The 11565-nt window shown below is 68.3% G+C and carries 10 protein-coding genes; 4 read left to right on the plus strand and 6 right to left on the minus strand.

Translation table 11 applies throughout. The annotated features are described in order from the left end of the window. Positions 1-66 precede the first annotated feature (66 nt). Positions 67-1185, plus strand: coding sequence for a CaiB/BaiF CoA transferase family protein (locus BOS5A_RS01225; protein ID WP_151953393.1), 1119 nt, complete (start codon positions 67-69; stop codon positions 1183-1185). A 132-nt stretch (positions 1186-1317) separates the two neighbouring features. Here BOS5A_RS01225 and BOS5A_RS01230 read toward each other — a convergent pair whose 3' ends face one another. The 5 genes from BOS5A_RS01230 to BOS5A_RS01250 all read right to left on the minus strand — a co-directional run bounded on the left by BOS5A_RS01230 (position 1318) and on the right by BOS5A_RS01250 (position 9999). Continuing rightward, the gene (locus BOS5A_RS01230; RefSeq protein WP_151953394.1) at positions 1318-1728 is read right to left on the minus strand and encodes an acyl-CoA thioesterase; all 411 of its coding nucleotides are present in this window, start codon (positions 1726-1728) and stop codon (positions 1318-1320) included. 41 nt (positions 1729-1769) lie between these two features. Next, on the minus strand, positions 1770-3545 hold the full coding sequence (locus BOS5A_RS01235) for an SLC13 family permease (RefSeq protein ID WP_151953395.1): 1776 nt from the start codon (positions 3543-3545) through the stop codon (positions 1770-1772). A 65-nt stretch (positions 3546-3610) separates the two neighbouring features. Further along, complete coding sequence (locus BOS5A_RS01240) at positions 3611-7729, minus strand: translocation/assembly module TamB domain-containing protein (protein WP_234419142.1); 4119 nt, start codon at positions 7727-7729, stop codon at positions 3611-3613. Beyond that, on the minus strand, positions 7726-9702 hold the full coding sequence (locus tag BOS5A_RS01245; protein WP_151953396.1) for an autotransporter assembly complex protein TamA: 1977 nt from the start codon (positions 9700-9702) through the stop codon (positions 7726-7728). Before BOS5A_RS01245 ends, BOS5A_RS01240 begins: the two co-directional genes overlap by 4 nt. A gap of 63 nt (positions 9703-9765) precedes the next feature. Then, entirely contained in the window at positions 9766-9999 is a 234-nt protein-coding gene (locus tag BOS5A_RS01250; protein ID WP_151953397.1) for a hypothetical protein, read from the minus strand. 157 nt (positions 10000-10156) lie between these two features. On the opposite strand from BOS5A_RS01250, the gene BOS5A_RS01255 reads away from it, so the two are divergent. Continuing rightward, a complete protein-coding gene (locus BOS5A_RS01255) occupies positions 10157-10342 on the plus strand; it encodes a hypothetical protein (RefSeq protein ID WP_151953398.1) in 186 nt (61 codons plus the stop codon). 4 nt (positions 10343-10346) lie between these two features. Here the strand turns inward: BOS5A_RS01255 and BOS5A_RS01260 are convergent, their stop codons facing one another. Next, the gene (locus BOS5A_RS01260) at positions 10347-10976 is read right to left on the minus strand and encodes a S24 family peptidase (protein WP_151953399.1); all 630 of its coding nucleotides are present in this window, start codon (positions 10974-10976) and stop codon (positions 10347-10349) included. Positions 10977-11065: 89 nt separating this feature from the next. On the opposite strand from BOS5A_RS01260, the gene BOS5A_RS01265 reads away from it, so the two are divergent. Together BOS5A_RS01265 and BOS5A_RS01270 are read left to right on the plus strand one after the other, a co-directional pair. Continuing rightward, entirely contained in the window at positions 11066-11245 is a 180-nt protein-coding gene (locus BOS5A_RS01265) for a hypothetical protein (protein WP_151953400.1), read from the plus strand. After that, entirely contained in the window at positions 11242-11556 is a 315-nt protein-coding gene (locus tag BOS5A_RS01270) for a hypothetical protein (protein ID WP_234419143.1), read from the plus strand. The genes BOS5A_RS01265 and BOS5A_RS01270 overlap by 4 nt, the downstream gene beginning before the upstream one ends. Positions 11557-11565 lie beyond the last annotated feature (9 nt).

Raw genomic sequence — 11565 nt, forward strand, 5'->3', positions numbered from 1 at the left:
GGGCGAGATGTATCCCCGCGAAGGCGGGGATCCAGACTGGGCTCCCGCCTTCGCGGGAGCACAATAGTGGCTAAGCCCCACCCCCTCACCGGCATCAAGGTCGTCGAACTCGCCCGCATCCTTGCAGGCCCGTGGGCGGGGCAGATCCTCGCCGATCTGGGTGCCGAGGTCGTCAAGGTCGAAAGCCCCGCTGGCGACGACACCCGCACCTGGGGTCCGCCCTTCGTCGAGACCGCGGACGGTGACCGCTCCGCCGCCTATTTCCACGCCTGCAACCGCGGCAAGACCTCGATCGTCGCGGACTTCACCGATCCCGACGACGTCACCCGGGTAAAAGCGCTGATCGCCGACGCCGATGTCGTGATCGAGAACTTCAAGGTCGGCGGCCTCGCCAAATACGGCCTCGACTATGCCTCGCTCGCCGCCGAGCACCCGCGCCTCGTCTACTGCTCGATCACCGGTTTCGGGCAGGACGGCCCCTATGCGCCGCGTGCGGGCTACGACTTCATCATCCAGGGCATGGGCGGGATCATGTCGCTGACCGGCGAACCCGACGGCGCGCCGCAGAAGATCGGCGTCGCCTTTGCCGACATCATGACCGGGCTCTACGCGACGATCGGCATCCAGGCCGCACTCCTGATGCGCGAACGCACCGGCCGCGGGCAGCAGATCGACATGGCGCTGCTCGACACGATGACGGGCGTGCTCGCGAATCAGGCGGCGAACTACTTCGCGAGCGGTGAAAACCCGGCGCGGATGGGCAATGCGCATATGAACGTGTCGCCCTACGCCGTCTTCCCGTGCGCCGATGGCTGGTTCATCCTGGCGGTGGGCAACGACGCGCAGTATCGCCGGTTCTGCGCAGTCGTCGGGATCGATGAAGACCCGCGCTGGGTGACCAACGCCGGCCGCATCGATCACCGCGACCCGCTGTTCGCGCTGATCGAAATGCGCACCCGCACCTTCGCACGCGACGCTCTGCTTTCGAAGCTGGAAGCCGCGGGCGTGCCGGCAGGACCCATCAACACCGTCGAACAGGCCTTGAATGACCCGCAGGTTGCGGCGCGCGGCATGGTGCTATCGGCGAACGACGCACGACCGATCGCGGGGCTGCGCACGCCGATCCGGTTTTCCGATGCCAACCTCGCGCTCGATGCGGGAGCGCCGTCGTTGCCGCGCGGCTAGGACAAAATGATGTATTGGATCCAATCTAATTTCCGTTCGGGCTGAGCCTGTCGAAGCCCCTTATTTTCTTGCCTCGGAGAAGAACGGCACTTCGACAAGCTCAGTGCGAACGGGTTCGGGTGTGTTTGGCGCTCAAGCGCCTGCCACCGCCGGGAAGAAGCGCTGGACGATATCGCGCGCCAGCCGTGCGGGGCGGAGCGTCTCCGCGTCGATGCAGCACCAGCTCGATTTCACTTCGGCCAGCACGTCTTCGCCGCGCTTGATGATCGTTTCGTAGAAAGCGCGCGCGCCCTGCACCTTTTCGAGCAGCACGGTCGCGATCACGTCATCGCCGAGGAAGGTGGGCTTGCGGTAGGTGATCTCGTGCTTCAGCGCGACCCAGAGATGCTGCGCGACAGCGTCTGCGGGCGCGAGCGAGCGCCAGTGATCGATCACCGCGTCCTGCACCCATTTCAGGTAGCTGGCGTTGTTGACGTGCCCCATGAAGTCGATGTCGGCGGGATCGATGCCGATCGGATATTGATGGGGGGCCGCGTTGCTCACATAGATGTAAGTAGCACTCCCGCGCCGCAGCCGCCAGCGCCCTAGCGAAGCGGCCAGACAAAAAGAATGAGCGGGGTGCCGACGATCAGCACGATGACCGACAGCGGCGCGCCGAGCCGGGCATAGTCGCCGAATTTATATCCCCCCGGCCCCATGACCAGTGTGTTGCACTGATGCCCGATCGGGGTGAGAAAATCACACCCCGCGCCGACCGCGGTCGCCATCAGGAACGCCTCCGGCCGGTAGCCGAGATCGCCCGCAAAGGTCGCCGCGATCGGCGCCATGACCAGCACCGTCGCGGCGTTGTTGAGGAATGGCGTGACCGCCATCGCCGCCGCGAGAATCAGCCCGACCGCGCCCCAGGCGGGCAGCGTCTGCGCGACATGCGCAAGCCCGGTCGCGATCACGTCCGACGCGCCAGTGGTGCGCAGCGAGTCCGACACCGGGATCAGCGCGCCGAGCATGATGAGGATCGGCCATTCGACATGGTCATAGGCCTCGCGCACCGGCAGCGCGCCGGTCACGATCACCGCCCCCGCCGCAGCGAAGAAGGCGACCGCGACGGGGACAAGGCCGAGCGCGGTCGCGGTCATCGCGATGCCGAGGATGATGATCGGCAGCCATCCGCGCCGTGCACTGCCCAGCCGCAACTGCCGTTCGGCCAGCGGCAGGCAGCCCAGATCGCGCAGCCGTTCGGGCATCAGCTCGAGCGGCCCCTGCATGACGACGACGTCGCCGGCGTTGAGCACGGTGTTCGCCAGCCGCCGCGACAGGCGTTCGCCGGACCGCGAGATCGCGATAAGATTCACCCCGTAGCGCGCCTGGATCGCGAGCTGGCTCGGGGTCGATCCGATCAGGATCGAGCCGGTGTTGATGACCGCTTCGATGACGCCGATTTCGTCGCCGTCGCTTTCCTCCGCATGTTCGCGGTCCTCGCCCTCCAGCTTCAGCTTGTCGCCCGCGATCGCACGTTCCAGCGCGTCCGGCTCGCCGCCCAGGATCAGGATGTCGCCCTCTTCCAGGTGCATCTCGTGATGCGCCGCGCTGCGCAGGCCGGCGCGCAGCATCTGGGTGATGACGATCTCGTCCTCATGCCGCTTCAGGAAGTCGCCGGCCGTCTCGCCGATCGCAGGCGAGCCGGGTGCGATCGTCACCTCGGTCACATAGCCCTTGATGTCGAGCGCCTCGCCCATCGTCGGCGCCGCGCGCCGGTCCCGCGGGATCAGCCGGTAGGCGAAGCGCAGATAGACGAGTCCGACCGCGAGCAGCACGAGCCCCACCGGCGCATAGTCGAACATGCCGAAAGGGTATCCGGTCATCTGCTCTCGCACGCGGCTGACGATGATGTTGGGCGAGGTGCCGATGAGCGTCACAAGCCCGCCGAGCAGCGACGCGAAGGCCATCGGCATCAGAAAAACCGACGGGCTGGCGTCGTTCTTCTTCGCCATCTGGAAGGCGGCGGGCATCATCATCGCCAGCGCGCCGATATTCTTGACTAGCCCCGAGGCTATGCCGACCGAGCCGGTAAGGACGAGGAGTTGCGAGCGGACGGTCGTGATCCGCCGCGAAGTCGCACGCAGCGCGCGCTCGATGATGCCGGAGCGCTGGACCGCTCCCGAGATCACGAGCGCGGAGCCGACGATGATGACGATATCGTCGGAGAACCCCTTGAACGCGTCCTTCGGGCTCACGATGCCGAGGCACAGCGCGACCAGCAGCGCGATGATGGCGGTGACATCGTAGCGGAAGCGGCCCCAGATGAAGAGCGCCATCATGCCGACAAGCGTCAGGATCGAAAGTGTCTGCGGTACGGTCATCGTGCCCCGGTTGCGACGAACTCAGGCGTAAACGTCACGGCCCAGCAACGGTTGCGGAGCCAGCCTCAGTAATCCTTCGAGACGCGGATATTCGCGCTCTGCCGCCCAAGCGTAGAGATGCTGGAGAGGATCGAGAGCCAGCGCGTGACCTGGAACTCGACCTGCGTCGCGGAATAGCCCTGACCGTCCGTCACGATCTCGGCATAGAAGCGCCGGGTGATATACTTGCCCGCGGCGACCGACGTGCCCTGCCCGGTCTGCGGATCGGCCGGCAGGATACGCAGGCGATCAAGCCCCGCCGCGCGGCGCACCGCGTTGATCGGGTTCAGCCCGTTGCCGCCATTCTGGAGCGCCGCAACCGCGGCGGCGAGTTGCAACGCCTCCGGCGCCGACAGGTTGGTGATCGAGGTGCCGAACAGCAGCCGCGACAGCAGCTCGTCCTGCGGAAGCGCCGGCACGCTGGTGAAGGCGATCTCCGGCTTCTGCGCGACGCCGGTCACGCGGATCGTCGCGTTCAGCCCGGTGACGTTGGCGTTCGCCTCGATATCGAGCGCGGGGTTGGCGGGGACTTCGCCGGCGAAGCGGATGACGCCGCGTGCCAGCTCGAACTCGCGGCCGGCAAACTCGAAGTCGCCGCGCACCAGGTTGGCGCGGCCGGTGATCGCCGGATTGTCGGGCTGGCCGCCGATCTGGAGGTCGGCCGACCATTCGCTGGTCAGCCCCAGTCCGGTGACCGCGAGATTGCCCGGCGACCGCGCCTTCAGGTCGAGCCGCCACGGCGTCGTCGGCACATCGTCTTCCTCGCCGCCGCCGGGCAGGTTGATCTCGCGGATGTTGAGCTTGGGCACCGCGGTCGCCGCGGTCGCCTGGCCGAGGCGGTAGCGGCTGCGATTGAGCACGACATCGCCCGAGATGACGCCGCCGGTCCCGCTTGACCGGATCACGATCGGCCCCGTCACCGTCGCGCCGATATCGTCGCGGTCGATCATTACCGCGTGATCGGCCTGAAGTTGCAGGTCGAGCCCGATGCCGTTGGCGGCGGCGAATTCGAACCGGCCGCTGCCGGTGACGCGCCCGCCCTTACCCGCGTCGGCGGCGAAGCTGTCGATCGACAGCCGCGAGCCGACGAACTGGCCGCCCGCCCGCACGTTGGTCAGCACCGTTCCCGTCGTCGCGCTCTCGATCCGTGCGCCCTGCGCCCGCACGACACCGCGGATCGCTGGTGCCGCGACGGTGCCGCGCACATCCGCGCCGATCGCGACGGGGCCGGACAGATCGAACAGCTCGACCCCGGTCAGCCGCCACAGCGTGTCCGCCGGCCCCTTGTAGCGCAGCTGCGCGAACACCCCCGCATTGGCGTAGCGCGACGCGAGGTCGCCGCCTGCTGTCGGAGTCAACACCGCTTGCGCGCGGCCGATCGTCGCGCCGCCCGATGCCATGACGGCGCGCACGACCGCGCGCTGTTCGGTCAGCAAGCCGGCGACGCCGACATCGATGGGCCGCGACGACAGCACCAGCCCGGAGCGCGAAAGCCCACGGATGGTGAGGTTGACCTTGCCGGTCGGCGCGCCGCTGCCCACCCACGCATAGTTCAGCGTGCCCGACGCGGCACCACCAAGGCCAAGCCCCGGATAGCCGATGTCGAGCAGCGACAGCGGCAGCCGCGCCAGCGTCGCGTCGATCGCGGAGCCGGCGGTGGAGAAATGCCCGCCGATCGTCGCCTCGCCGCCAGCAAAGCTCAACTTCGTCGGGGACAGTCGCCAGCCGTCGCCGTCCTGCTGGATAACTGAAGGGCTGAGCAGCTTGAGCGGCTTGCGATCGACGGTGCCCTGCCCGGTGACGACATAGCGATCGGCGGTGATCTGCGTGACCGTCTGGATGTCGAACGCGCGGCCGTGCTGGCCCGAGATCGATGCGCGCACCTCGCCGACGCCACTGCGAAGCTTCGCGCTGCCGACGAAGCGCCCGATGCGGAGCTTGCCGCGCGACAGACCAACGCCGCTGGCGGTCGCGTCGATCGTCGTGCCGGCGGGGTCGAGCAGGATCGTCGCGTCCACGCGCGCCCTTCGCACCCGCCAGGCGCCCGCCAGCTGCGCGTTCTCGGCGGTAAGCTGCACCTTGATCTGCTGGATGCCGCCGACCGGCTGGAGCGCGATCTCGCCGCCGATACCGCCGCCAGCGACCTTGAGCGTCCCCGCAAACCCGCCGTCGACGATGGCGAGCAGCCCAGCTGCCCGCGTCCCGCTAACGACCAGCTCGTCCACCGCGATCGCTGCCTGACCGCCGCGCGGCAACAGAATGCGCCCGCGCCCCGCGAACGGCCCCAGCCGCGATCCGCCGTTCGCGGTGAAGGCGAAGCCGTCCGCGGTCGGATCGAGGTGCGCCTTGACCGCGCTCAGCCCCAGCGCTGCGTTCGGATTGGCGAAGACGAGGTCGAGGGTCGGCTTGTCGATCTTGCCGTCGAGCTTCAGCGTCAGCGGTCCATAGGTCGCCTGCCGCCCCTGCCCTTCGAAATGGAAGGTCCCGTCCCGCCGGCGATAGCCGTTGCCGGTCAGCCGGATCGCGGGTGCGGTCAGCACGAGGTTGGTGAAGTGCAGGATGCCGTCCGGCGTCCGCTCCAGCCCGGTCACGATCCGCGGCAGGCCGCCCGCGAGGCTGCGGAAGAAGGCGTTGTCGAGCCGCACCATCTGTGCGGTTCCCTGCCCGACGACGCGTGTGCCGTGCCCGCCAGGCCCCGGCACGACGCGCAGGGTGGAGGTCACATCGACGACGCCGAGCCCGGGGATCAGATAGCGCCCGAGCGCGCCGTTGAGACCGACCTGATAGCGCCCGGTCGCGAGATCGAGGACGAGCGAGATGCGCCCCTTCAGCTTGTCCGACGAGAGCTTGAGGTCGTCGCCGGTCACCAGCTTCGACGTGACGCGCAACACGCCGTCCACCGACAGATTGCCGAGGATGCCCCCCGCGACATCACCGACCCCGGTCACCCGCCGCGCGGTAAAGCGCACCGGCACGACCACCGGCGCCTTGGAGAACCGGCCATGTCCCGCCGCGCGCGCACCCTCGAACCCGGTCTGGTCGAAGGCAAACCGGTCCGCGGTGATGCGGTAGTCGAACTTCGCGGTGCCGAATGCGCCGTCGAGAATCGCGCGCAATTCCATGTTGCGCGCGGTCATGTTCGGGAACAGCGCTGCCGGACGCAGCAGACGCGCCTTGATGCGCAGGTTGCGAAACGCGCTGCTGCCCAGATCGACGACGCCGGTCGTATCGATCGCCAGCGCACTCGATCGCAGCGACACCCCGCCGTCGAGCCGCCGGTTGGCGAAGGTCGCGTTGCCGTTGACGAGGATGCGCTGCCCGCTCATCCGCTGGACCTTCCCCTTGGTCACGGTGGCGAGCGCCAGGTTGCCAGTGAGCGTGTAGCTTCCAGCACGATTGCCGAGCAGCAGTTCGGCCACCTGCGTGCCGCCGACTTTGGCGACTGCGCTGCCGTCCCATTTCGCCCAGCTACCGTCCCCGCTGACGTCGAGCGCGATCGGCTTGCGGAAACCCGACAGCCGCGCGAGCACCCCGTCTGCGGTCCCCCGCGCGATCACATCGATATCGAACCGGTCCTTGTCGGGGGCAGCGTCGATCGCGAGTTTCAGCCGGTCGCTGCCATCGACCACAGCGGCCAGATCGACGAGCGCGCGCCCGGCCCGGATATCGGCACGCCCATTGATCCGCCCGGTCCGTGCTACCCCCGTCACAGCCTTGTCGACCACCAGCCGGTCAACCGCGAGGCGTCCGATATGGATATCGAAGTCGGGAAGCAGCGGGCCTTGCCTGCCGGTCGGTGTCGTTCTGGGCAATCTGGCGAGCGTCGCCTGTGAAATGTGGAGCTCTGCGATTTCCAGCCGATTGCGGAACCAGAGCAGCGGCGACCAGTCGAGATCCGCGCGCGGGGTTACGAAGAAAAGGCCTTGGCGGTCATAGACCCGCACGTCCCGCAACGTCGCACGACCGTAAAGCGACCCGTCGATCCGCCCGATCGTGAAGCGCAGGCCGTTGGCGGTCCTGATCGCACCGATCCGATCGACCACCCAGCGGTGGCCGACATCGCTGTCGACGACAAGCAACGCAACGCCGAAGATCGCGAGCAGCCCGACGACCGCCACCGCGATCCAGCGCAGCCAGCGTCTCAAAACGCCTGCCCCAATGAGACATAGACCGCGATCCGGCTGTCGCCCGGCTGCGGGGTCAGCGGCGTGCCGACGTCGATACGGATCGGTCCGAAGTTCGAATAATAGCGCACGCCGATGCCCGCGCCGTAGCGCAGGTCCTGCAACTTCGGCAGCGGCGACGTGTAGATGTTGCCCGCATCGAAGAACGGCACGACGCCGAACGGCCCGAACGCCTTCACCCGCGCCTCGATCGAGAACTCGGTGAGACTCCGTCCGCCGATCGGATCGTTGTTGGGATCGCGCGGGCCGATCGACTGATAGCCATACCCGCGCACCGATGCGCCGCCGCCCGCGTAGAAGCGCCGCGACGGCGCGATCTGATCGCGCGGGGCGCCGGCGATGGTGCCCAGCCGCACCCGGCCTGCCAGAACCACACGGTCCGAGACCGGCTGATACGCGCTCGCGTCGAGCTGAACCCGCGCATAGCCGAAGGTCGCGCCCTGCAGCGACACTTCGGGGCTGAACCGCCCGCCCAGCCGGAACCCGCGCGTCGGGTTGAGCAGGTCGTCCGACCCGTCATAGTTGAGCGAGGTCGGCAGCGCGCCTATATAATAGGTGCGCCGCCGCGGCGCGCCGGTGGATACGATGACGTCGCGCTCGTCCGAGGTCACCAGCTCGGCGCCCAGCGACCATGTCCATGCCTTCTGGAAGAAGATGTTGGTCTGCCGCTCCAGGCTCCCCGACAGCGAGAAGGTCTTCGCCTCATAGGCGTTGCGTTTCAGGTTCGCGGCGGAAATCTGCGCGGTCAGCACGCGGTCGCGGCCGTGGAAATTGTTGCGCCGATAGATGAGCGAGGCGAGCTGTTCCTGCGTGCCCGCGACCCCGCGCAGCGTCACCGCACCTTCGGGCGGGAAGAAGTTGCGGTGCGTCCAGCTGACCTCGGCGCGCGCGCCTTCGCCGGTGCCGTAGCCCAGTTCGCCCGCGATCGTGCGCGGCGGCGCGGGCGCCAGGTTCACCGCGACATCGACCGTGCCCGGATCGGTCCCCTCGACCGGCTTCACATCCGCGGTCGAGACGAGGCCGGTCTGGATCAGCGCGCGCCTGAGATCGTCAAGCGCGGAGGCGTCATATTCCTGTCCCGGCACGAACCGCGCGATTTCCTGCACATGGCCCGCCCCGAAAACGCCGTTGTCGGAATTCGTCGTGATCTTGCCGAACCGCCGCACGCTGCCCGGCGCGAGGTCGAGCGCGAGCGTCGCGGTCTTGGTCGCGTGATCGACGACGATCTCCGGCTCGCCGATCTTTGCGAAGGGAAAGCCCTCCTCGCCGACCGCGGTCGTCAGCGCGGTCTGCCCCGCGACGATCGTGTCGGCGTTGACGGGATCGTCCGTCTTCACCCCGAACGCCTTGGTCAGCGTATCCGCCTTCGCCCCGGCGGCGGCGACACCATCAATGGTGACGCCCTTGAACCGGTAGAGCGTGCCTGGCGCGGCTTCCAGCACGACGACCGGTTTCCCGGCGGTGATATCGACGCGGGTATCGACGCGGGCGTCGTAATAGCCTTCGCCGCGCAGCAGCGTCGTCAGCAGGTCCGAATCCTCGCGCGCACGGCGATCGAGCTGGGCCGCGTTCGACGTATCGCCGTCATGCTGGTTGAGCGTCGACAGATCATCGAAGCGCTTGCGCAGCACCGCGCTGTCGATGCCGTCCAGCCCGTCGATCCGCCAGCTGTAGCGCGTCTCCGCCGCCGCATTGGTGGTGGCCGCGGTCGGCGCATCGGGCGCGGTCGCGAGATCGGGCCAGGCGACACCGAGCCCCGGCAGGTCCGCCATCGGCGCATCGGGATCGGGGGTACCGGACGGCGGGGTGGTCTGGGGAGGCGCGGGCGCGGGCGATGAGCCGCCCTGCTGCGCCCCGGCAGCAGGCGCCGCGATCAGCGCTAACCCTGCGGCGACGCCGTACACCGCGCCCAGCCGCCCCACCCGAGGATACATCGCGCGACCCTAGCGGGCCGTGCCCGCGCGGCAACAGCGAAGTTGGCTTTGGCGCGCCCTCGCCTAGTGGACCGTGCCCACCGCGCGGTCGGCCGACATCAGCACGATCAGCCGCTCGATCTGCCGCCAGCGGCAGAAATGGACGAGATTGCCGATATCGCGCGCCTGATCGGCCTTCGCCGCCGCGGCAAAGGCCGCGTCCTCGCCGTGCGCGGCAATCAGCGCCGTCGCGGTCGACACCTCCCCGCGATCGACGACATAGGGAAGGGGCGATGCGGGATGCGGCTCTTCAAACACGCGCGCATCCTCACAAGCCGCGTGCCAAAGTCCGAAACCGGCGCCCGTCCGCCCGACACGAAGGTAAACGGCGCGCAATGAAGTGCCCCGCCCCGTCCCGTCCATCCCGCAACGGAACACTGGCGTCCGGATATGGGACGTGGCAGGACGCGCGCCGATGACCAGCCCCCCGTCACCGCCCGCCTCTCCCCCCGCCGCAGGCGGAGCCCTGATCGCCCTCGGCGCGATCGGTGGCGCGGTGATCGGCTTCCTGATCGGCGAAGCGACGCCGGGCTTCCTGATCGGCACCGGCATCGGGATCGTCGTCGCGGTCCTGCTCTGGCTGCGCGACCGGCGACGCTGATCCGTCAGCGCGGCTTGCGGATGAGGAGCTTCACGCGCCCGCGCACATCGGCATCGATCATCGGCACGGTTCGATCCGGATAGGCCGGGTTGTCGCTGGCGACGATCAGCGCATCGCGATCGCGCCGCAACCGCTTGACCAGCAGATCGTCGGCCAGTCGCACGACGAAGATACCGCCGGCTGCGTCAACCCTGCGATCGGCCCCATCCACCAATAACCGGTCGCCGTCGAGGATGCCGGGCGCCATCGAATCGCCGCGCGCATCGATGATCGATGCGTCCGCCGCGGCGACACCGGCCTCACGCAGGAGCGAGCGTTCGAGCATCACGTCGCGCAGCCGTCGTTCGGATTCGCCCGTGCGGCCCGGCCCGGCGGAGGCCGCGACGGACAGGCGCGGGACCGCGACGACAGCCGGCGGTTGCGCCTGCGGCGCGCCGAGCACGGTTTCCTCCACACCGAAATGGTCTGCTAGCAGCCTTCGCTCCGCCTCTGGCAGAATCCGCGGCGAGCCGCGCTTCACATATTGCTGGAGATAGGCGGGGTTGCGCCGGAGCATCCGCGACAAGGCCGCAAGGCTGTCGCCTGCCGTCTCCGCCAGCGTCGCAAGGCGCATCCTGGGATCATCACCGGACATGCCCGATCCTAGTCATAGGAAATTTCCTAGACAAGTTGGAAAATGGAGAACAGATTGAGAACACACATAGCAACGGAGTCGCGGGTGTCATGGAATTGCTGGTCAAGATCGAACGTCATCTGCGCGCCACCGGCATGCCGCGGACGCGGTTCGGGCGGGATACGGTGAACGATCCGCGGCTGGTTGATGACATGCGCCGGGGGCGCGTGCCGGGCGCGGACGTGCGCGCCCGGATCGAGCGCGCGCTGGCGGGAGCGCGCGCGCAATGAGCAGAGGTCCGGACGCGGCGACCTGGTTCGAGCGAGAACTTGTCGCGATGGCGAACGATGCTGGCGTCGCCATCGCGCTCCATGCCGTATCAAGCACACCCTGGCTGAGCGCGACCTTTGCTGGCACGCAGCTGACCTTGAACGTCGATGCGCAGGATACCCTTGCACTCGACCATTGGCTGCAGGCGTTGCCCGAGGCGGAGTTTCGGCCCGGACGCTATCTCGTCGCCGATCTGGCAGTTACCCGCCGACCTCGCGCCGATAAGGGCGCCCGCGCGGAACTCGCGGTCCTGATCGTTGAGCGTTGCTGAACCGCGCGC

The organism is Sphingomonas sp. EC-HK361 (genome assembly GCF_902498785.1).
Lineage (GTDB): Bacteria > Pseudomonadota > Alphaproteobacteria > Sphingomonadales > Sphingomonadaceae > Sphingomonas.

Excerpts from the sequence above, each read along its gene's own strand:
- BOS5A_RS01235 (WP_151953395.1), bottom strand. The coding sequence starts at position 3,545 with ATGACCGTACCGCAGACACTTTCGATCCTGACGCTTGTCGGCATGATG.
- BOS5A_RS01245 (WP_151953396.1), bottom strand. The coding sequence starts at position 9,702 with ATGTATCCTCGGGTGGGGCGGCTGGGCGCGGTGTACGGCGTCGCCGCA.
- BOS5A_RS01255 (WP_151953398.1), top strand. The coding sequence starts at position 10,157 with ATGACCAGCCCCCCGTCACCGCCCGCCTCTCCCCCCGCCGCAGGCGGA.
- BOS5A_RS01260 (WP_151953399.1), bottom strand. The coding sequence starts at position 10,976 with ATGTCCGGTGATGATCCCAGGATGCGCCTTGCGACGCTGGCGGAGACG.
- BOS5A_RS01265 (WP_151953400.1), top strand. The coding sequence starts at position 11,066 with ATGGAATTGCTGGTCAAGATCGAACGTCATCTGCGCGCCACCGGCATG.
- BOS5A_RS01270 (WP_234419143.1), top strand. The coding sequence starts at position 11,242 with ATGAGCAGAGGTCCGGACGCGGCGACCTGGTTCGAGCGAGAACTTGTC.